Annotated in this window: 19 protein-coding genes and 7 tRNA genes; 6 read left to right on the top strand and 20 right to left on the bottom strand. The window is 38.3% G+C overall.

The window, feature by feature from the left end:
* Positions 1-117: 117 nt before the first annotated feature.
* On the bottom strand, positions 118-1,011 hold the full coding sequence (locus M983_RS13035; RefSeq protein WP_066751635.1) for an amino acid ABC transporter substrate-binding protein: 894 nt from the start codon (positions 1,009-1,011) through the stop codon (positions 118-120).
* A 361-nt stretch (positions 1,012-1,372) separates the two neighbouring features.
* On the opposite strand from M983_RS13035, the gene M983_RS13040 reads away from it, so the two are divergent.
* The 4 genes from M983_RS13040 (at position 1,373) to M983_RS13055 (ending at position 5,127) form a co-directional block, all read left to right on the top strand.
* The gene (locus M983_RS13040) at positions 1,373-1,777 is read left to right on the top strand and encodes a metal resistance protein (protein WP_066751637.1); all 405 of its coding nucleotides are present in this window, start codon (positions 1,373-1,375) and stop codon (positions 1,775-1,777) included.
* A 70-nt stretch (positions 1,778-1,847) separates the two neighbouring features.
* Entirely contained in the window at positions 1,848-3,893 is a 2,046-nt protein-coding gene (locus tag M983_RS13045) for a protein-disulfide reductase DsbD family protein (protein WP_066751639.1), read from the top strand.
* Positions 3,893-4,624 carry a DsbA family protein gene (locus M983_RS13050; protein WP_066751641.1) on the top strand — a complete coding sequence of 244 codons (732 nt, stop codon included), beginning with the start codon at positions 3,893-3,895 and terminating at the stop codon, positions 4,622-4,624. The genes M983_RS13045 and M983_RS13050 overlap by 1 nt, the downstream gene beginning before the upstream one ends.
* Positions 4,624-5,127, top strand: coding sequence for a protein disulfide oxidoreductase (locus tag M983_RS13055; RefSeq protein ID WP_066751644.1), 504 nt, complete (start codon positions 4,624-4,626; stop codon positions 5,125-5,127). The genes M983_RS13050 and M983_RS13055 overlap by 1 nt, the downstream gene beginning before the upstream one ends.
* A gap of 141 nt (positions 5,128-5,268) precedes the next feature.
* Here M983_RS13055 and M983_RS17430 read toward each other — a convergent pair whose 3' ends face one another.
* From M983_RS17430 to miaB, 6 genes are all read right to left on the bottom strand, one after another.
* Positions 5,269-5,418, bottom strand: coding sequence for a hypothetical protein (locus M983_RS17430; protein ID WP_157091963.1), 150 nt, complete (start codon positions 5,416-5,418; stop codon positions 5,269-5,271).
* Positions 5,419-5,584: 166 nt separating this feature from the next.
* Positions 5,585-7,108, bottom strand: a complete 1,524-nt coding sequence (gene lnt / locus M983_RS13060) for an apolipoprotein N-acyltransferase (RefSeq protein ID WP_066751646.1) — start codon at positions 7,106-7,108, stop codon at positions 5,585-5,587.
* 7 nt (positions 7,109-7,115) lie between these two features.
* Entirely contained in the window at positions 7,116-7,997 is an 882-nt protein-coding gene (corC, locus tag M983_RS13065) for a CNNM family magnesium/cobalt transport protein CorC (RefSeq protein WP_066751648.1), read from the bottom strand.
* Positions 7,998-8,069: 72 nt separating this feature from the next.
* Entirely contained in the window at positions 8,070-8,537 is a 468-nt protein-coding gene (gene ybeY / locus M983_RS13070) for an rRNA maturation RNase YbeY (protein WP_066751652.1), read from the bottom strand.
* Positions 8,530-9,591, bottom strand: coding sequence for a PhoH family protein (locus M983_RS13075; RefSeq protein WP_066751655.1), 1,062 nt, complete (start codon positions 9,589-9,591; stop codon positions 8,530-8,532). Before M983_RS13075 ends, ybeY begins: the two co-directional genes overlap by 8 nt.
* A 27-nt stretch (positions 9,592-9,618) precedes the next feature.
* On the bottom strand, positions 9,619-11,049 hold the full coding sequence (gene miaB, locus M983_RS13080; protein ID WP_066751658.1) for a tRNA (N6-isopentenyl adenosine(37)-C2)-methylthiotransferase MiaB: 1,431 nt from the start codon (positions 11,047-11,049) through the stop codon (positions 9,619-9,621).
* 193 nt (positions 11,050-11,242) lie between these two features.
* Here miaB and ubiF point away from each other — a divergent pair, with 193 nt between their 5' ends.
* A complete protein-coding gene (gene ubiF / locus M983_RS13085) occupies positions 11,243-12,427 on the top strand; it encodes a 3-demethoxyubiquinol 3-hydroxylase (RefSeq protein WP_210433249.1) in 1,185 nt (394 codons plus the stop codon).
* A gap of 43 nt (positions 12,428-12,470) precedes the next feature.
* Here the strand turns inward: ubiF and fghA are convergent, their stop codons facing one another.
* The 13 genes from fghA to nagB all read right to left on the bottom strand — a co-directional run bounded on the left by fghA (position 12,471) and on the right by nagB (position 19,454).
* Complete coding sequence (gene fghA / locus M983_RS13090; protein ID WP_066751661.1) at positions 12,471-13,301, bottom strand: S-formylglutathione hydrolase; 831 nt, start codon at positions 13,299-13,301, stop codon at positions 12,471-12,473.
* A gap of 60 nt (positions 13,302-13,361) precedes the next feature.
* The gene (locus M983_RS13095) at positions 13,362-14,474 is read right to left on the bottom strand and encodes an S-(hydroxymethyl)glutathione dehydrogenase/class III alcohol dehydrogenase (RefSeq protein ID WP_066751663.1); all 1,113 of its coding nucleotides are present in this window, start codon (positions 14,472-14,474) and stop codon (positions 13,362-13,364) included.
* Between the two features lie 17 nt (positions 14,475-14,491).
* The gene (locus M983_RS13100) at positions 14,492-14,767 is read right to left on the bottom strand and encodes a metal-sensing transcriptional repressor (RefSeq protein WP_066751665.1); all 276 of its coding nucleotides are present in this window, start codon (positions 14,765-14,767) and stop codon (positions 14,492-14,494) included.
* Positions 14,768-15,025: 258 nt separating this feature from the next.
* A tRNA-Leu gene (locus M983_RS13105) sits at positions 15,026-15,110 on the bottom strand.
* Between the two features lie 48 nt (positions 15,111-15,158).
* Positions 15,159-15,233: transfer RNA gene (locus M983_RS13110), tRNA-Gln, on the bottom strand.
* A 5-nt stretch (positions 15,234-15,238) separates the two neighbouring features.
* Positions 15,239-15,315: transfer RNA gene (locus M983_RS13115), tRNA-Met, on the bottom strand.
* 20 nt (positions 15,316-15,335) lie between these two features.
* A tRNA-Gln gene (locus M983_RS13120) sits at positions 15,336-15,410 on the bottom strand.
* Positions 15,411-15,452: 42 nt separating this feature from the next.
* Positions 15,453-15,527 (bottom strand) — tRNA-Gln (locus M983_RS13125).
* 25 nt (positions 15,528-15,552) lie between these two features.
* Positions 15,553-15,637: transfer RNA gene (locus tag M983_RS13130), tRNA-Leu, on the bottom strand.
* A gap of 7 nt (positions 15,638-15,644) precedes the next feature.
* A tRNA-Met gene (locus tag M983_RS13135) sits at positions 15,645-15,721 on the bottom strand.
* A gap of 410 nt (positions 15,722-16,131) precedes the next feature.
* Entirely contained in the window at positions 16,132-17,364 is a 1,233-nt protein-coding gene (gene nagC, locus M983_RS13140) for a DNA-binding transcriptional regulator NagC (protein ID WP_083954604.1), read from the bottom strand.
* Positions 17,365-17,373: 9 nt separating this feature from the next.
* Positions 17,374-18,537, bottom strand: coding sequence for an N-acetylglucosamine-6-phosphate deacetylase (gene nagA / locus M983_RS13145; RefSeq protein ID WP_066751670.1), 1,164 nt, complete (start codon positions 18,535-18,537; stop codon positions 17,374-17,376).
* A gap of 110 nt (positions 18,538-18,647) precedes the next feature.
* Positions 18,648-19,454 (bottom strand): glucosamine-6-phosphate deaminase, encoded by an 807-nt coding sequence (nagB, locus tag M983_RS13150; RefSeq protein ID WP_066751673.1) that lies wholly within the window; start codon positions 19,452-19,454, stop codon positions 18,648-18,650.
* Positions 19,455-19,806: 352 nt separating this feature from the next.
* On the opposite strand from nagB, the gene nagE reads away from it, so the two are divergent.
* Positions 19,807-21,846: an N-acetylglucosamine-specific PTS transporter subunit IIBC gene (nagE, locus tag M983_RS13155; protein WP_066751676.1), complete on the top strand. Its 2,040-nt coding sequence runs from the start codon at positions 19,807-19,809 to the stop codon at positions 21,844-21,846.
* Positions 21,847-22,025 lie beyond the last annotated feature (179 nt).

Consider the following 22,025-nt stretch of genomic DNA (forward strand, 5'->3'; position numbering starts at 1 on the left):
CACCTCCGGTGAAAAAAATAGGGTAGGGAACGACTACCCTGAATTTCACTGTTCTGCTTGTCTAACAGATACTTTATAGTTATCAATTTAGTGGTGAGCACTATACTGATTAGTTTTTTAATTCAACGCTTTATCATTTGGTGAAGCAAATAGCGCTTTCATTTCATCAGAAATAGTAAAATCTAAATTAAGGTTTTTAGGTGGAATTGGAGAGTTAAACCATTTGTTAAAGGATTTTTCTGCTTCGCCAGATTTCTGTGCTTTAGCAATTGTTTCATCAATCAACGCTTTAAACTGAGTATCATCTTTACGTAGCATACAACCATAAGCTTCTTCTGATTGCGGTGTGCCTACAATTTCCCAATTACCCGGTTTTTTTGCTTTAGCGCGTTCACCGGCAAGCAGAGCATCATCCATCATAAAGGCGACAGCACGGCCTGATTCTAATGTACGGAATGAATCGCCATGATCTTTTGCGCTGATAATGCGCATCTTCATTTTTTTCTCGTCATTAAGTTTATTTAATAACACTTCAGAGGTGGTACCTGATGTCACAACGACATTTTTACCTGCTAAATCAGCAAAATCTTTAATATCACCGTCTTTTTTGGCCAGTAAACGAGTTCCTACAATAAAAATAGTATTTGAGAAATCAGCTTGCTTCTGACGAGCTTCATTGTTGGTAGTAGAACCACATTCAAAATCAAAAGTACCATTTTGTAATAATGGAATGCGATTCTGAGAAGTAATTGGAATTAGGCGTACTTGAAGATTAGGCTTACCAAGCTTTTCTTTAACTGCATCAACAATAAGATTGGAGTAATCTTGAGAATAGCCCACAACTTTCTGTTGGTTATCATAATAAGAGAAGGGAACAGAGGATTCCCTATGTCCGACGATAATTATATCGTTATCATTTATTTTCTTTAAGCTTCCTGTCAATTCTTCAGCTTGAACAGCACTTGCTGCTCCTAAAATCATTAATGATAATGCAAGTTTTCGCATGCTCATAATAACTCCCATTTTTGTGTTTGTGGTTTTGGTATCGTATTTTTTGTTGCATTTGCTTGTATTCAAATTGTGATTATTTTGTTTGTATAGTGTTAATAGATAGATCAAATAACATACTGTTGGAAGTGCATTTTTTAAAATACGAGAGCTGTCTCTCAATAAAATAATTTATAGTTTTTTTGGAAGAGGCTTTCAATGCTTGAAAAGTAATGTATTAAATTTTTTGTCAAAAAAGAGAAAATAACTCTAATTTTGAAATATTAAGAAATAATATAAGTGATGATTTGTAAAGTTTATCTTAATGAGTTGTTTGTCTACGGATTACCGTTAAGATAACGACAGATGTTTAAGAGGGAGTTTTATGAGAACTTGGCGGTCAGGTCGCTGGCTTGTGTTAATGACAGTTTTGTTAATATTAAGTTGTATAATGCAACGCTCAATAGGTGCTCATGTAATTAGTGAGCGCTTGGCAATGTCTGTTGCTCAAGCACAACATCTATCATCAGCGATTACCGTGAATACAAATAGCCAAGATGATAATAAAAAAGAAACGTCTTTTTCATTATCAAGCTGTGAGTTGAGTGCGAAATCATTATTATCATTATCTCCATTAACAACAATAGAACCTTTTTTTTACTTACTAGGCGTTGTATTGTTATTAAGCATGTCGGCTATTTATGTTTCACGAAAGCGTAGTCAGAAAAAGCATCATCATCCCCCTTTGCCTGTAAGGCTTCATCTCCATTATTGTATTCTTCGAAATTAGCGGCTTCTTAACTAAAAATAGGCGCTTTTTGGGCGTGATTTTCTATCTAGATAATTTTTAGGGAGTTGCAATGTTCCGTGTTTTTTTTATAGCGTTGATGTTAACGTTTTTTTCTTTATCCACATCTCAAGCAGCCCAAACGGGATGGTTAACTTCACCGGATAATCCACATGCTAAAGTCATGGCGATGGCAAAGAAATCGCCTGAAGGCGATGTAAAGCTTTTACTTGAAGTGGATTTAGCATCAGGCTGGAAAACGTATTGGCGTTCACCGGGTGAAGGTGGTGTTGCACCTGAAATTAATTGGTCATCTGATGTCTCAAATATGACATGGTATTGGCCAACACCTTCAGCATTTGATATAGCGGGTATTCATACTCAAGGATATTCTCAAAAAGTTATTTTTCCAATTGAGCTTAGCTCAGTGAAAGGTGATAACTTAAGTGGCGTTTTAACACTGCCTACCTGTAGTAATGTCTGTGTATTAACTGATTACACACTTGACTTAGATTTAGCTGAGCCAGCACCTGATAATTTTGATTGGTATTATAGCCAAGCGATGTCACTCGTTCCTGTTTCTTCTGGGCTTATTTCTTCTCTTTCATCTCAATATGATAATAGTAAACTCACTATCACAGTTGATCGTGAACAGGGTGATTGGAAACATCCTAATATTTATCTTGATCCTCCTACAGAGACATTTTTTGGAACTCCAACATTACAATATAAAGGTGATAAATTATCAGTCATAGTTGATGTAACAAATGATTGGGGTGAAAAATCTGCTGATATTACAGGTAAACCGCTTTCAGTTGTCATTACTGATGAAGGCCTTTCTCGCCAAGTCAATGGCATTATTGGTGAAGGTGACGTGGCTAATGCGATTTCAACTTCTTCACAGAATAGTATGAGCTTATGGGCTGTGCTTTCTTTTGCATTACTTGGTGGCTTAATTCTTAATTTAATGCCTTGTGTATTGCCGGTATTAGCAATGAAATTAGGCTCAATACTGCATACAGAAAAGCGTGATGTTGGCTCAGTTCGTAAACAATTTTCACTATCTGTCATTGGAATTATTGTCTCTTTTTGGGCATTAGCCTTATTTATGACCGTACTCCGGTATAGCCAGGAAGCGATAGGTTGGGGAATTCAATTCCAAAGCCCTTGGTTTATCGGTTTTATGGTATTAATTACGGCTATATTTACGGCAAATTTATTTGGTTTATTTGAATTACGCTTATCAAGTAATCTCAATACAAAAATGGCGACAGCCGGTGGCAAAGGAAATAGTCGACATTTTTGGGAAGGGGCATTTGCTACGTTATTAGCGACGCCGTGTTCAGCACCTTTTTTAGGTACTGCGGTGGCTTATGCGTTAGTTGCACCACTTAGTGAACTTTGGTTGATTTTTACCGCATTAGGTATTGGTATGAGTTTGCCGTGGATTTTAGTGGCACTTTTTCCTGCTATTGCGAGAATATTACCTAAACCAGGTAAATGGATGGGAAGTATTAGAGTTATTTTAGGCTTTATGATGCTTCTATCGTGTATTTGGTTAATGACTCTGTTAATTCCCCATTTTGGACTGATAACCGTCTCCATTATTTTTATCATTATTGGATTTATTCTGCTTTTTGCTATTGGAAAGCACTATGGTAAGAAAGCACTTAGCATATCAATGTTAATCGCGCTTATTCTAGGCGCTAGCACTTACTTTTTTGTAGCTCAGCCTGAAACACAAACACTAGCAGGTAAAGATACGGTTCATTGGCAACCCTTGACAGAGCAAGCTCTTCAACAGGCATTATCAGAAAATAAACGTATTTTTATTGATGTGACTGCGGATTGGTGTGTAACCTGCAAAGCAAACAAATACAATGTATTATTGCGTGAAGATGTTCAAAAGGCATTATCAGAGCCAGATGTTGTTGCATTTAGAGGAAATTGGACTAAGCCTTCTGATGAAATTACCCAATTCCTGAAAAAACGTGGTCAGGTTGCTGTACCCTTTAATCAAATTTATGGACCTGGCATTAAAGAAGGGGAAATTTTACCTCCTCTTTTAAATAAAGATTTATTACTTAAAATTCTTTCTGAGGCTAAAGGAGCCGAATAATGAAAAAAACACTTTCTGCACTGGTTATTTCCTCACTACTTTTTGGTGCAAATGTGCATGCGGCGGCTTTGAATGCTGCTCAAGAAAAAGAAGTTCGTACACTGGTACGCGATACGTTAATTAATAATCCTGAGATTTTAGAAGAAGCTATCATGGCGTTACAGACTAAAAAAGCACAGGAGCAACAAACTCAATTTCGTAAAGCTTTAGAGTCTGAACACGATGCACTATATAACGATGCGTCAAGCCCACGCATTGGTGCTAAAGATGCAAAATTAGTCTTAGTTTCTTTTACTGATTATAACTGCCCTTATTGCAAACGCTTTGATCCTCTTTTAGAGAAGATTACTGAACAATATCCAGATGTCGCCGTTATTATTAAACCTTTACCTTTCAAAGGTGAAAGTTCTGCTAAAGCATCACAAGCTGTTCTTTCAGTATGGAAAGAAGATCCAAAAGCATTCCAAGCATTACATCAACGTTTGATGCAGAAAAAAACAATGTTAGATAATGCAAGTATTGAAGAAGCAATGAAAAGCACAAATACTAGCAATATCAAAATTACAGATGATAGCTTGAAAGCATTACAAAATAACTTAGAGTTATCTCGTAAATTGGGTATTCAAGGTACGCCAGCAACCGTTGTTGGTGATACTATTCTACCTGGTGCAGTCGATTACTCTCAGTTAGAAGTGATAATCAAAGAACAGTTAGCAAAAGTGAAAAAATAATGTTAAAGCGCCTACGAAAATGGAGTAAAGAGCTGATTGTTCTTATCGCTATTTTTGTTATAGCGTCTTTTGCTATGGACAGGTGGCGTCAGCCTACGCCACCTGTTTTAACACAATTGCCAGCGCTTTATACTGTTGAAGACAAGCCTGTTTCTTTAATAGCATTAAGCCAAGAAAAGCCCTTATTAGTCTATTTTTGGGCAACGTGGTGTGGCATTTGTAAAACAACGACACCCGCAGTTAATACGCTAGCACAAGACGGTTATAATGTTACTACTATCGCTATTCGCTCTGGTGATGATGCTAAATTACTGCGTGGCATTAACGCTAAACAATGGGGCTTTCCTGTTATAAATGATAATAATGGCATGGTTTCTCAACAATGGGGAATAAGTGCAACACCTTCTTTTGTTATTCTCTATAAAGGCGAAATGGTCAGCTTTACAAGTGGTTGGACATCATCATGGGGATTAAAACTAAGATTATGGTGGGCGTCTTTTTAATAAAAAAGTATTTATTAAAAGGATAAGACATTCTTTTCCTAACTTATTAATTAAATAATGAAATGATAGCACGAGGAATAGCGGTAATTAGCTCAATAATAAAAATGATCATTTAAATTATTGTCGATTCTTTTCTGCGTTTCATTCTATTTCTTGCTGTCTTTTTATTTTATTGAGCGTTTTCCAATGTAAGGGAACAATCGTTTTATTTTTCTCAGTATTAATGTCATCAGACCCGCTTAATAAAAACCAACTATATTGATTATCACCTTGATTAAAATCGTTACGCACAATCTTGTCGAAAGCTTTTATCTTCATTATTTGATGAGATTTTTTGTGCTCGTTGCCAAATAATATCTAAAATATCATTAGAATGATGTTTCATGGCTATTTCCATAAAATAAACGCCCCAACAATTGCGTTATATTGATAATGCAGTTGTTGAGGCGTTGTTATATTAATGACGACGTTTAATAAATGCTAAAATAAGCAATAATACGACAATTATCCACAACGGATAACTTCCTAACTTATAATAAGGTGTTAATCCAGTTGTTGGTGTCATCTCTTCCGCTAATGCTCCTTCTTCAAATTGAGGAAGCTGAGAAATAATATCACCATTCGCTGCAATAAAAGCCGTTATTCCATTATTAGTTGAACGCAATAATGGTCTTCCTAACTCTAAAGCACGCATTCTTGCCATTTGAAAATGTTGCCAAGGGCCAATTGAGTGACCAAACCACGCATCATTTGATATTGTTAATAGAAAACGTGTATCGGGTTTAAAATTAGCGCGGACTTGTTCACCTAATATAATTTCATAGCAAATGGCTGCCGTAATTTTCGTGTCATTAACTGTTAATTGAGGTTGAATATATTCACCTTGGCTTAATGATGACATCGGTAAATTAAAGAAAGGTGCTATTGGGCGAAGTAGTGATTCAAGCGGTACATATTCACCAAAAGGAACAAGGTGATGCTTATTATATCTATCAGTGGCTGGATATTTATAAGCATTATGTTCACCTAAGGTAATCACACTATTATAAAAACGATAGCCTTCTAATGTCGGTCTTGCATCAATAATACCCGTCATTAAATGAGTATCTTGCTGCCTTAATTGTTTATCTAGCGCCTCAAGAAAACCTTGTTGTTGAATTTCAACATCAGGAATAGCCGATTCAGGCCAAATAATAAGGTTAGCATGACCAAGGTAAGGGCGACTTAAGCTTAAATAAGTCTCTAATGTTTTTTCTAACGTACCAGGTTGCCATTTTAATGATTGTGCAATGTTACCTTGTATTAAGGCTATTTCTTGCTTTTCATCTGATAAAGGCTGATACCATTGAATAGATTTTAAGCTCAGTGGCAAGAATAATAAAATAGCTGCTACAATAATGCTAGAAAGTGATTTTTTCACAATAGCAAAGGCAATTAATCCACTTATTATTGTTAAAAGTAGCGTTATTACAGTCACACCAAGGATAGGTGCAATTCCTTTTAATGGGCCATCAATTTGACTATAACCAAATTGTAACCAAGGAAATCCTGATAATACCCAGCCTCTTAAAAATTCAGTTATTTGCCATAATGCAGGTGCTGCAAAGACAAATCGCCAAATTGTTAATTTAGGAAAGAATTTATTAAGGAGACCGGCAAAAAGAGCCGTGTAGAGCGATAAATAAAGGGCTAATAGTACGACTAAAAAAATATTTACCGCAAAAGGCATACCACCAAAATCGGCAATACTGACGTAAACCCAGTTAACACCACTACCAAATAATCCAAATCCCCAAGCAAATCCCAGAGCTGTACCTTGTTTTGTCGTACGCTCACTGATTACCAATAATAGACCTGATAGGGAAATTAATGCCGTAGGCCAAAAATCAAATGGAGAAAAAGCAAGTGTGCCTATTGCACCGAAAAAAACCGCCAGAAAGGCACGAACCCACTGGCGGTTTAAGAAAGAGAATTTATTCATTGATATCCTATGCATCATTACCTAATTCAGGGATAGGCGCATCATCGGGGATGTGTACATAAACCTGAATTATTTTACGGCTGTCTGCCATAACCACTTTAAACTGGTAGTTATCAATAGTAATAGTTTCACCACGAGCAGGAAGATGACCAAAGGCTTGCATCACTAAGCCACCAATAGTATCAACCTCGTCATCGCTAAAGTGTGTACCGAATGCGTCATTAAAATCTTCAATCTGGGTTAAAGCTCTAACTGAGTAAGCGTGACGGCTTAATGGACGAATATCGATATCATCCTCGTCGTCATACTCATCTTCAATTTCGCCCACGATGAGCTCAAGAATATCTTCAATCGTTACCAGACCAGAAACACCACCAAATTCATCAATGACAATAGCCATATGATAACGTTGAGAGCGGAACTCTTTTAATAGGCGGTCTACGCGTTTACTTTCAGGTACAACAACCGCAGAACGTAGGACTTTATCCATACTAAAGGGCTCTGCATCAGTACGCATAAATGGCAGCAAATCTTTTGCCATTAACAAGCCTTCAATATGATCTTTGTCCTCGCTAATAACAGGGAAACGGGAATGTGCTGAATCAATTATTACATCTAAGCATTCATCAAGTGTTTGATTGCGTTTTAATGTAACAATTTGAGAGCGAGGGATCATGATATCCCGTACTCGTTGTTCAGCAATATCCATAACCCCTTCAAGCATATCGCGGGTATCAGGATCAATTAATTCTTTCTGTTCAGAATCGCGGATAAGCTCCATCAGTTCATTACGATTTTTAGGCTCACCGTGGAACCACTGATTAAGCAGTGTGAGAAACCCTTTTTTAGGACCAGGGTTGTCGTTACTCGAAGATTGGTCGTCGCTCATGGCGTTTTAAACTATTTTCCTCAATTGTCGCGTTAATGAAATATAGTATTTATCATAAAAACAAGAGAACTGTTACTCTTTTTCGATTAAATACGGATCTTCATAACCTAATTTCTGTAAAATTTCTGTCTCTAAACCTTCCATCTCTTCTGCTTCATCATCTTCAATATGATCATAGCCTAAAAGATGTAAACATCCATGAATAACCATGTGTGCCCAGTGTTCTTCAACAGTTTTATCCTGTTCTGCTGCCTCTTTTTCGACAACTTGGCGACAAATAATTAAGTCACCTAACAGGGGTAATTCAACTTCAGGTGGTGCTTCAAATGGGAAAGAAAGCACATTTGTTGGTTTGTCTTTTCCACGATAAGTTAAATTGAGTTCGTGGCTTTCAGCTTCATCAACAATACGAATAGTCACTTCGCTAACTGGCTGAAATTGTGGCAAAACGGCTTCTAACCATTGCATAAATTGGGCTTTTGTTGGAAGCCCTTGTGTATTTTCAGACACAATTTGTAAATCAAGGATAACTTCACTCATGATTTTCTCTCTGAAGCTTTTCTTTTTCTGCTTTAATCGCTTGACGACGTTTTTGGTCTTCGACTTCCCACGCCTCATAAGCAACAACGATTTTAGCAACAACAGGGTGACGTACAACGTCTTCACTGTGGAAAAAATTAAAGCTTAAATCGTTAACATCAGATAATACTTCAATTGCATGACGTAAACCTGATTTATTCCCTCTAGGTAAATCAATCTGAGTAATGTCGCCCGTGATAACCGCTTTAGAGTTAAACCCAATACGCGTTAAAAACATTTTCATTTGTTCGATGGTCGTATTTTGACTTTCATCGAGAATGATAAAGGCATCATTGAGTGTACGGCCTCGCATATAAGCAAGAGGTGCTACTTCAATCACGTTGCGCTCTATCAGTTTCTCAACTTTTTCAAAACCTAACATCTCAAATAACGCATCGTAAAGGGGTCTTAAATACGGATCGACTTTTTGGCTTAGATCACCCGGTAAAAAACCTAATTTTTCACCTGCTTCAACAGCTGGACGTGTAAGCAAGATTCGACGTACTTCTTGACGCTCAAGAGCATCAACAGCGGCAGCAACAGCCAGATAAGTTTTCCCTGTACCTGCCGGTCCAATACCAAATGTAATGTCATGTGTTTGGATATTTGCAATATACTGAGCCTGATTAGGTGTACGAGGTTTAATAACACCTCGTTTAGTACGAATATTCGTTGCTTTACCATATTCAGGAACATGTTCATCACTTTGCTCTAACGCACGGCTTTCTTGGATTGCAAGATGGATCTGTTCAGGGTTGATATCAGGGATAGCACCTTTAATAGGTGCGGTTTCCACATACAGATGACGTAAAATTGCTGTTGCCGCATTCACACATAACGATTTACCCGTTAGTCTAAAACGGTTGTCTCTGTGGTTTATCTCGATACCTAAACGGCGTTCAAGTTGTTTTATATTATCGTCAAATGGTCCACAAAGGCTCATTAAACGGGCATTATCTGCGGGTTCTAAGAAAATTTCTTGGGTCGCTACCTGTGTATGTGCTATTACTGACACTGATTCTCCTTTGTTAAGTCTGACAAATTAAGGCTGATAAACACCAACACCTAATTCATCTTCTTTACGAGTACGTGCAATGACGGATTGTGGTGATTCATGAGAACGTAAGCTCATTTGTGCTTCTGTTTTAACGACTTTACCACGTAATGAATTGGCATAAACATCAACGATTTCAACGTCAACAAATTTACCAATCATATCTGGTGTACCTTCAAAGTTAACGACACGGTTATGATCAGTTCGGCCTGAAAGTTCCATCACATTTTTACGTGAAGGGCCTTCAACAAGAACACGTTGTACTGTATTAACCATTGCGCGACTAAAACTCATTGCTTGCTGATTGATACGTTGTTGAAGAAGATGTAAACGCTGTTTTTTCTCTTCTTCTGTCACATCATCAGGTAAATCAGCGGCTGGTGTACCTGGACGCGCTGAGTATATAAAACTAAAGCTCATATCAAAATTAATATCAGCAATCAGTTTCATTGTTTTTTCAAAGTCGTCTTGGGTTTCACCTGGGAAACCAATGATAAAGTCAGAACTTATCAGAATATCAGGGCGTGCTTTACGTAATTTGCGAATGATGCTCTTAAATTCAAGAGCGGTATGATTGCGCTTCATCAATGTTAGAATGCGATCAGAACCACTTTGTACAGGTAAATGTAGATAGCTGGCTAATTCTGGCGTATCTTCATAAACAGCAATAATATCATCCGTAAATTCAATAGGATGGCTGGTGGTGAAACGGATTCTATCAATTCCGTCAATCGCAGCAACTAAGCGAATTAATTCGGCAAAGCTACAAATTTCACCATCAAATGTTGCTCCACGATAGGCGTTAACGTTTTGACCTAATAGATTAACTTCACGAACACCTTGTGCTGCAAGCTGTGCAATTTCGAAAAGAATATCATCACTAGGGCGACTGACTTCCTCACCGCGAGTATAAGGCACAACACAAAATGAACAGTATTTGTTACAGCCTTCCATAATGGAAACGTATGCAGAAGGACCTTCAGCACGAGGCTCTGGCAAACGATCAAATTTTTCGATTTCAGGGAAACTGATATCGACAACAGGACTTTTCGTTCCTTTCACCTGATTAATCATTTCAGGTAAACGGTGTAATGTTTGTGGTCCAAAGATAATATCAACGCATTGTGCACGTTGACGGATATAATCACCTTCTTGAGAGGCAACACAACCACCGACACCAATAATAATATCGGGTCTACTATCTTTGAAGTATTTCCAACGTCCTAGCTGATGAAACACTTTTTCTTGTGCTTTCTCACGGATAGAACAGGTATTCAGCAGTAGAATGTCCGCTTCTTCTGCAACATCGGTTAACTGGTAACCGTGAGTGCTTTCGAGTAGGTCTGCCATTTTGGATGAATCGTACTCATTCATCTGACAGCCCCAAGTTTTGATGTACAGTTTTTTTATCGGCGACATTGTGTAAATCCGGTATTTTCAGTGAGACAATAAGCAAGTCACTGGAAAACGTTGCGTGTAATAAGTCAATAAGACGGTTATTGTAGTCATTTGTGTGGTCAGTGACTAGAGTAAGTCGGCGCTAATTCTTTATGGCGTTCAATATAAGTAGCGCTTATCTATTATTTTCTAAGTAATGAGTTATGGCATAACAATGATGAGTAAAGTAAAAACCGATTTTGATGCAATCATCGCAGGTGGAGGCATGATTGGCGCAGCCGCTGCATTAGGGCTTGCGCAAGAAGGGCTACGTGTTGCAATGATTGAACGACAATCACCAGCACCTTTTAATGCCTCATCTCATCCTGATATTCGTATTTCCGCTATTAGTTGCGCATCAATAAGTTTATTAAAACAGCTAGGTGTCTGGCAACATGTTTTAGACATGCGTTGCGCACCTTACCTAACTCTTGAAACATGGGAAGAAGAAAATACACATGTTGTTTTTGATGCTAAAAGTTTAGGATTGCCTGAATTAGGTTATATGGTCGAAAACCGTATATTACAACTGGCACTATGGAAAGAAATAGAAAAAAACAGCAATATCACGCTTTTGTGCCCTAATAGCTTAAGTAATATGTCTTATTCTGATAATCAATGGAATATGACATTATCTGATGGTCGTAATATCAGCACACAATTAGTTGTTGGTGCTGATGGTGCAAATTCACAAGTGAGACAACTTGCCGGTATTGGCAGTAATGGCTGGCAATATCGCCAATCTTGTATGTTAATTACAGTGAAAACAGAATTACCACCAGAAAAAGGGACATGGCAACGTTTTTATCCTTCAGGTCCTCGCGCTTATTTGCCACTTTTTGATAATTGGGCTTGCTTAGTTTGGTATGATTCACCAGAGCGTATTAGAAAGCTACAAAGTATGCCAATGGTACAGTTGGAAAAAGAAATTTCACATGCATTTCCTGAGCGTTTAGGGAAAGTCACGCCAATTGCAGCGGGCTCGTTTCCATTAACACGTCAACACGCTAGCCGTTATGTTGATAAAGGGATTATTTTACTCGGTGATGCTGCGCATACCATAAATCCGTTAGCAGGACAGGGCGTTAATTTAGGATATCGTGATGTTGATTGTTTTCTAAAATTAGTCGCTAATGCGAAAGAACATTATGAACCTTGGAATTCTCTGGCGTTATTGAAAAAATACCAACGTCGCCGTATGCCTGATAATCTTGCTATGCAAGCAGGAATGGATCTTTTTTATCATGCTTTTAGTCACCCTTTACCGGGTTTAAAAATGGTCAGAAATTTAGGCTTAATGGTGGCGCAAAATGCAGGTAAAGCAAAAGAAATTGCACTGCGATATGCTTTAGGATTGTAGACATTGCTGATGCGATGATCGGCTGATCATCGCATCAAGAAGATTAAGCATTTAAATGTTTGGCATGAAAAGCAATATGTTCACCAATAAAACTGGATACAAAATAGTAACTATGATCATACCCTTGGTGTAAATTTAGCGCATAAGAGAGCTGATTTTTATCACAAACTTCAGCGAATAATTCAGGCTTGAGCTGTTCTTGATAAAAAGGATCACTTAAACCAACATCAATACGTATGGGTAATACGTTTTTGGCTTCTTTTAGTAATTCAATTGTATCATACTGTTTCCAGTCCTCGGTATTCGCACCTAAATATGCTCTGAAGGCTTTTTGTCCCCAAGGTACTTGGCTGGGTGCAACTATTGGTGAAAATGCCGACACACTGCAATAGCGCGCTGAATTACGCAGTGCAATCATTAACGCCCCATGTCCTCCCATAGAATGTCCGCTAATAGCGCGTTTATCATTTACAGGAAAGTGGGATTCTATTAATGAAGGCAACTCATTAACGATATAGTCGTACATCTTATAATGTGTTGACCATGGTGCTTGTGTTGCGTTGAGATAAAATCCCGCACCTTGTCCAAGATCATAGGTATTATCATCGGCAATGTCTTCACCACGAGGGCTTGTATCAGGGATAACTAATACTACGTTATGTTTAGCTGCAAATTGTTGAGCACCCGCTTTAGTAATAAAATTTTGCTCATTACAGGTTAAACCTGATAGCCAGTATAAAACAGGGTATTTCTTTGCTGCTTCTAATTGGGGAAGATAAACAGCAATATTCATCTGACAATTTAGTGTGTCAGAGTGATGCTTATAGACTTCTTGCCAACCACCAAAGCAGGCATGGCGTTCAATCCTTTCCATTTTGACTCCTTAAATAACAAAGACAGACCTATGCCAATATCAACATAGACCTGAGAATGATTAATCGAAATGAATAACAGTACGGATTGATTTACCCTCATGCATTAAATCAAAAGCATCATTAATTTTATCGAGCGGTAAGGTATGCGTTACAAATGGTGTTAGCTCAATATCACCTTTCATCGCATCTTCAACCATCTGAGGTAATTGGCTACGGCCTTTAACGCCACCAAAAGCAGTACCTCTCCATGAACGACCTGTGACTAATTGGAAAGGGCGAGTCGAAATTTCTTGTCCAGCACCCGCAACGCCGATAACAATGGATTGACCCCAACCACGATGTGCGCTTTCTAGAGCTGCTCTCATCACATTGACGTTACCAATACATTCGAAAGTATGATCAACACCCCATTGAGTGAGTTCAATAATGACTTGTTGAATGGGTTTATCGTAGTCATTGGGATTTAAACAATCTGTAGCACCAAAGCGACGTGCTAGTTCAAATTTTTCAGGGTTGGTATCGATGGCAAAAATGCGACCTGCTTTCGCTTGTCTTGCTCCTTGAATCACAGCAAGACCAATACCACCTAAACCAAATACGGCAACAGAATCACCTTCTTGTACTTTGGCGGTATTGTGAACAGCACCAATACCCGTTGTTACTCCACAACCTAATAAACAAACTTCTTCATGATTTGCTTTTGGGTTTATTTTTGCGAGAGAAACTTCTGCAACAACAGTATATTCGCTGAATGTTGAACATCCCATATAATGATAAATGGGCTCACCATTGTAAGAAAAACGCGTTGTACCATCTGGCATTAAGCCTTTACCTTGCGTTTCTCTTACTGCAACACAGAGGTTGGTTTTCCCTGATTTACAAAATAAACATTCACCACATTCCGCTGTGTAAAGAGGAATAACGTGATCACCAGGTTGAACACTGGTTACACCTTCGCCTACTTCTACAACAACGCCAGCGCCTTCATGGCCTAAAATTGCAGGGAATACACCTTCAGGATCATTGCCTGATAATGTAAATGCATCAGTGTGGCAAACACCAGAGTGACTGACTTTTATCAGAACTTCACCCGCTTTTGGTGGCATAACATCCACTTCAACAATTTTTAAAGGCTCTCCAGGGCCAAATGCAACGGCTGCACGAGATTTCATGATGTTTCCTTCTGTTATTAACGCAGGTAAGTGCGGATCAGTGATATAGCATCATCAACGGAAGTCTTTTGCTCTTCTGGTGATGCGATAGCATCCATTAAACCTTCTCGTAGATGGCTTTCTAGCACACTCGCCATCAGTCCATTAATTGCGCCTCGTATGGCGGCAATTTGCTGTAGTACTTGGCCACATTCCACTTCATTTTCAAGAGCTGCCTCAAGAGCAAGTAGCTGGCCTTTGACTTTTCTGACACGAGTTAATGCGGCTTTTTTTTCTATCGGTGAGTGTGGCATATCCATAATCCTTATTTATACTATAGGGGAGTATAGTATTTGTATGAATGTTTGTACAGAGAGAGCGCAAAAGAGAGCGGAGTGACTAATAATTACTGATTTGTAGTAATAAAATAGGAATTAATAAAAATGGAATGTTGAGTGAAACTAAGGGAAAAGAATAATTATATCGAAAAAAACCACTTGAGAGACAAAAACAAAAAAGACCCGCTTTGCGAGTCTTCTTTGCTGATTCAGTGATAAGCACTGATATATCAATGGTGCGGAAGGCGAGACTTGAACTCGCACACCTTGCGGCGCCAGAACCTAAATCTGGTGCGTCTACCAATTTCGCCACTTCCGCAACAACCTTGTGAAAAAAAGACTTAACTACAATCTCTCTTTCTAAATATGGCTGGGATACCAGGATTCGAACCTGGGAATGCCAGGATCAAAACCTGGTGCCTTACCGCTTGGCGATATCCCAAAAAATGGTGGCTATGACGGGATTCGAACCTGTGACCCCAACATTATGAGTGTTGTGCTCTAACCAGCTGAGCTACATAGCCATATTGAACTTAGCAGAAAATGGCTGGGATACCAGGATTCGAACCTGGGAATGCCAGGATCAAAACCTGGTGCCTTACCGCTTGGCGATATCCCAACTGCTAATTCAATGTCAACGTAATCGATCTTATCAGTAAAATGGCTGGGATACCAGGATTCGAACCTGGGAATGCCAGGATCAAAACCTGGTGCCTTACCGCTTGGCGATATCCCAACTGATAAAATCTGACGAGGTTAAATGGTGCGGGAGGCGAGACTTGAACTCGCACACCTTGCGGCGCCAGAACCTAAATCTGGTGCGTCTACCAATTTCGCCACTCCCGCAAAAAGATGGTGGCTATGACGGGATTCGAACCTGTGACCCCAACATTATGAGTGTTGTGCTCTAACCAGCTGAGCTACATAGCCATCTTTTTTTGCATAACCTTCGTCGGCGTTGCGGGGCGCATTATGCGTATTACAGACAATTCCGTCAACTGCTTTTTGCATTAATTTACGAGAAAAGTGTTCGTTTGCTCGCTGGTTAATCATTTTGTCGAAAAAAGATCCAAAAAACAACCTTGTTGTTGAAAAAAATATCAAACTAAATAAGCACGTAACCGATGAATAAAAAGGAAAAAGAGAAGGATAAATAGAATATAGATAGAAAAAATAGCTTCTTAAAAAAGGAATGTTAGACACTTAATTAAACACATCATAAAATTGTGATGTGTTTAATTATTCAAAAAGTTTATCACTTGAATTTTAAGTGTATTTTACGATAAACATAATGAAAACGACCTATTTTAGTCCTTACAGACTTTTTTCTAAGCGTTCTGTTATTTTTCTAGTAATTGTTGAAGAAGTTCTCCATTAAGCATGGCACGTTTTATTAATGCAAAAGCACCAATTGCAGAACGATGGTCAAGTTGAGAGGTAACAACGGGTAATCCTTCTCTAAACTCTTTTAACACTTGTGAATTAATACAGCTTTGAATAGATGGCAACAAAATATCAGCCGCTTCAGTGATTTCACCTGCGAGAACGACTTTTTGTGGATTAAATAAATTTATTGCGATCGCAATTGCTTTTCCTAAATGTAAACCCACTTGTTTAATAGTTTCAACTGCAAGCGGATCATTTTTAAGTGCTGCTTTGCAAATATCTTGAATCTGACACTGTGTCGATGAAAGATACTGGCTAGGATAGCCTTGTTCTAACTGGTGGCGTACTTTTGATTCTATGGCGGGGTTTGATGCAATAGTTTCTAAGCAACCAAAATTACCACAATGGCAACGTTCACCAAGCGGATTAATTTGGATATGACCTATCTCACCTAAGTTACCACGTTCATTGAGTAGAATTTTGTTATTAATAATAACACCCGCTCCAGCACCTCGATGTATTCTAACTAATAACGAATCTTCACAATCTTTTGTTGCACCAAAGTAATTTTCTGCAAGCGCTAAGCTACGAATATCATGGCCTGCGTAGCAAGGAATATGAAAGCGTTTTTTTAGGTTATCAACTAATGCCCAGTTATTGACTTTCATATGTGGCATATAGCGAACAATGCCTTTAAAAGGATCAACAAGGCCAGGTAAAATAACAGAAATAGAGATAAGTTCACGAATGCGACGTTGATTTTGCTTAATAAAATCATCAATCATATTCATTAAAAGCATTTCAACTTCATGTTGTGTTCTTTGCTCAAGCGGATAGTGTTGTTCGATAATAACTTTGCCACTGAGTGAATAAAGTGCGACTGTGGCGTCATTACGTCCCAGTCGCACACTGACCGTGTTAAAATTACGATGCTCAACGACAATAGAAATCGCCCGACGACCACCCGTCGACGCTTGTTGATCAACTTCTTTAATTAATCCGCGTTCAAGTAACTGACGAGTAATTTTTGTCACACTAGCTGGTGCAAGCTGGCTCTGTTCGGCTATTTGAATGCGGGATATAGGCCCGAGTTGATCAATTAGTCGATAGACAATCGCACTGTTAAGTTGTTTAACCAGATCGATATTACCAATTTGCGTTTCAGTGTTGTTATGACTCATCAGCATAGACACCTATTATGAATTAGTTATTTCAATACCATTGACATAAGTTGTACAAAGGTTGAAGTCCTTATCAAATGAAGTGAGATTTGCTATTTTACCCGCTTCAATTGTACCTAGTTCTTTATCTGCATGAATTGCGCGTGCTGGATAAAGTGTTGCCATTCTCAGTGTTTCATCTAATGGAATGCCAACATGGATAACGCTATTTTTAATTGCGTCAATCATTGTGAGAGATGAACCACTTAATGTGCCATCTGCATCAACACAAAGACCATTACGATAATATATGGTTTTACCTGCAAAAACGAAGCTATTCATTTCGTTTTTATCTGGATCAAGTCCAGCAGGTGCTGTGGCATCTGTAACTAATAATAACTTATCACCTTTTAAACGTTTACTATTTCGGATATTTGCCCAAGAAACATGTAAACCGTCAGCAATTATACCAGCATAAACTTCTGGTGTATCGTAAATAGCACCAACTAAACCCGGTCCTCGACCTGAAATATACGGCATTGCATTATAAAGGTGTGTTGATAATGAGATACCGTTACGGAATCCTTTACGTGCTTCTTCATAGGTTGAGTTTGAATGACCCGCAGAAACAGTGATACCTGCATTGATTAATTTGCGAACATATTTTTCATCAACCATTTCAGGTGCCAATGTGATTTTTGCAATGACGTCAGCGTTATCGCACAAATAGTCAATCATTTCAGCACTTGGCTGACGAATAAATTGCGGATCATGCGTACCTTTTTTAATAATATTGATGTAAGGCCCTTCTAAATGTAAGCCTAGCACTTTATTTTTATGCTTGGCCATATATAAGCGAGTTGCTTCAATGCCTATTTTCATCAATTCATCAGAACAAGTAATTAATGTTGGTAAATAACTGGTGCAACCTAGGCGTTCATTTGCTTTTTGCATTGTTTCCAAGGTGTCAACAGTGACATTTTCTGGCGTGTCGTTAAACTGTACACCACCGCATCCATTAACTTGTAAATCAATAAATCCAGGAGAAACAATTGCGCCTTTCATATCACGAATAGTAATATCTTTCGGCAGTTGGTCCTGTGGGCAAACCTGCTCAATACGGGATCCGTTGATAATAATGGCATGATTTTCTAAACGGTCATAACCTGTATAAATAACAGCATTTGTTAAGGCGAACATACCTTAGTCTCCTGATAAAAATTCGATATCAGCCAGTAATGGCTGGCTGATAATTAAAGAGAGTTTAATCTTTTCCTCCACACGCGATATATGGGTACTAGTGACTAAACTTAATCTTGATATTTATGGCACTCTTGCGCTTCAATTTGTTGGAAATAACGTAATGTTTTAACGCGTAATTCCATAGTTGCAGGGTCATCACAAACTAAAATTGCTTTAGGATGAATCTGTACACAGGAAATTGTCCATAAATGGTTAACAGCGCCTTCTGTTGCTGCATGTACTGCCTGAGCTTTATTTATACCGGTTGCTAGAATCATCAATTCTTCAGCATCTAATAATGTTCCTACACCTACTGTAAGCGCATATTTTGGGACTTGATTAACATTATTGTCAAAAAAACGAGAGTTTGCCAAACGGGTATCTTCGGTGAGCGTTTTTATGCGAGTACGAGAAGTCAGTGAGGACGCTGGTTCATTGAATGCAATATGACCATCATTACCTACACCACCCATAAATAAGTTTATTTTTCCATAAGACTTAATTTTGGCCTCATAGCGAGCACATTCCGCATCAGGATCAGCTGCATTGCCATTTAATAAATTGATATTTTCATCTTTTATATCAATATGGTTAAAAAAGTTCTCATACATAAAAGTACGATAGCTTTGTGGGTGATCAGAAGGAATACCTACATATTCATCCATGTTGAAAGTGACGACATTTTCAAAGCTAACTTTTCCTGCGCGATGTAGTTCAATTAACGCTTTATATGTTGCAAGTGGCGTACCACCAGTAGGCAGACCTAAAACGAAAGGACATTCTGGCGTTGGATTAAAGGCATTAATTTTTTCAACGATATAGTTAGCAGACCACGTGCCAACTTGTTTTGCTGTAGCTAAAGGGATTAACCTCATAGTAACCTCTTAGAAAAAAGACAAATCTGATAATCATTGGAATTATCATTAAAATCTGGTTATCAGTCGCTCATCTATAACATGAAATTCCTTTCATTTTTAGCCAATGAATGAACCGTTTCTCGAAAAGATATTTTTAATCATAAAATAAGCTTTCTGACTTAGCTAGCGTTTTAGTCAAAAAATATACAATATTAGTGATTGTAGTCACAAATTATGACTAATTAATTTGCGATACAAAATAATTTTTTTAGACTGAAATAGAAATAATTAATTAGCTAATAAATTTTATTATAGAATATAAATGAGTATACAAAAGATCCTAATCTAGGGGCTATCCGAGGGGGAGTGTGTGAATATTTTAAGTTATCTGCAGAAGATAGGGCGGGCGCTGATGGTGCCTGTCGCTACATTACCTGCAGCTGCAATTCTGATGGGGATTGGATACTGGATTGATCCAGTGGGCTGGGGTAATGATAATGCCCTTGCAGCTCTACTTATCAAATCTGGTGCTGCAATCATCGACAATATGTCAGTCTTGTTTGCTATAGGTGTAGCTTATGGTATGTCGAAAGACAAAGATGGTTCGGCTGCCTTAACGGGTTTTGTGGCATTTTTAGTCGTCACAACACTCTGTTCACCAGCTGCTGTTTCAATGATCAAAGGTATTCCACTAGCAGAAGTACCCGTTGCATTTGGTAAAATTAATAACCAATTCGTAGGTATTCTTGTGGGTGTCTTATCTGCTGAGCTATATAATCGCTTTAGCGGTGTTGAGCTACCTCGCGCACTTTCATTCTTTAGCGGGCGTCGTTTAGTTCCTATTTTAACGTCATTCTTAATGATCATCGTCGCCTTTATTCTGATGTATATCTGGCCTGTTATTTATGGTGGGTTAGTCAGCTTTGGTGAAAGTATTAAAGATATGGGGGCATTGGGTGCAGGTATTTACGCATTCTTTAACCGTTTATTAATTCCTGTTGGTCTACACCATGCCTTAAACTCCGTATTCTGGTTTGATGTGGCAGGTATTAACGATATTCCTAACTTCCTTGCAGGTCAGCAAGCAATTGATTCAGGTTTAGCAACAGTAGGTATAACTGGTCGTTATCAAGCGGGGTTCTTCCCTGTTATGATGTTTGGTTTACCAGGTGCCGCGTTAGCGATTTATCACTGTGCTCGTAAAGAACATAAAGCGAAAGTCGCGGGTATTATGTTAGCAGGTGCTTTTGCTGCTTTCTTCACTGGTATTACTGAACCGCTTGAATTCTCATTTATGTTTGTAGCACCTGTGCTTTATGTTATCCACGCATTCTTAATGGCGATTTCTGTTTATATCGCAGCAAGTATGGAATGGATTTCAGGATTTGGCTTTAGTGCAGGGTTAGTGGATATGTTCTTATCATCACGTAATCCACTTGCCGTCCATTGGTATATGCTGATCGTTCAGGGTATTGTGTTCTTCTTTATCTACTACGGTATTTTCCGTTTCACTATCACCAAATTCAACCTGAAAACACCTGGTCGTGAAGATGACGTTATTGGTGATGAAACAGCCGATGGCTATGATGAAGATATAAAAGCGCCAAGCAATAGTAAAGAAGGAATTCAACAAGAAGCGCGTCACTATATCGCGGCAATTGGTGGCTCTGATAATTTAACTGGGATTGATGCTTGTATCACACGTTTACGCTTAAACGTTAAAGATTCCGCATTAGTTAATGATGGATATGCGAAACATTTAGGTGCATCCGGCGTTATTCGTTTAAATAAACAAAGTGTTCAAGTTATTATCGGTACTCGTGCTGAATTAGTTGCAAGTGCGATGAATGATGTTTTAACGCAAGGGCCTGTTGCTGCTTATGAAGGAAAACACGCCCCAGTAGAAACAAAAGAAAAAGCACCAGAAAAAGAGACAAATGCTCAAGCGAAAGTCATTCTTGAAATGGTAGCGCCTTTTGATGGTGAAGTTGTAGCATTAAAAGATGTTCCAGATGAAGCCTTTTCAAGTGGTGTTGTGGGTGATGGTTTAGCGATTACACCAACATCAAATATTGTGATGGCACCTGCAGCGGGTACTGTTGTGAAGATTTTTGAGACAAACCATGCATTTTGTCTTGAAACTGACAACGGTGTTGAAATCATTGTTCATATGGGGATTGATACTGTTGCACTGAGTGGTAAAGGCTTTAAACGTTTAGTTGAAGAAGGTGCTGAGGTAACGTTAGGTCAACCTATCTTAGAACTTGATCTTGAATATTTAAATGCAAATGCCAAATCAATGATAAGCCCAGTAATTATCAGCAATATAGATGATTTTGATAAAATAGCTGAACAAATAACGGGTAAAGTTATTGGAAATAAAACCATTATCTATAAGGTTTTAAAATAATTTCTTTACAGATGTTTAATCCTCTATAAAGAGATGGTTAAATAAGACGATGAAACGGGGAGTCTTTTAAACTTCCCGTTTTTTTATCCCTATTTTGATAAATATCTCAGAGGAGTATTGAGCTAAGGTATTTATGAAACTTGCTGATTGGATTATAGTGAGCTAATTATGCGTTTTGC

The organism is Proteus myxofaciens ATCC 19692 (assembly GCF_001654855.1).
GTDB classification, from domain to species: Bacteria; Pseudomonadota; Gammaproteobacteria; order Enterobacterales; family Enterobacteriaceae; genus Proteus; species Proteus myxofaciens.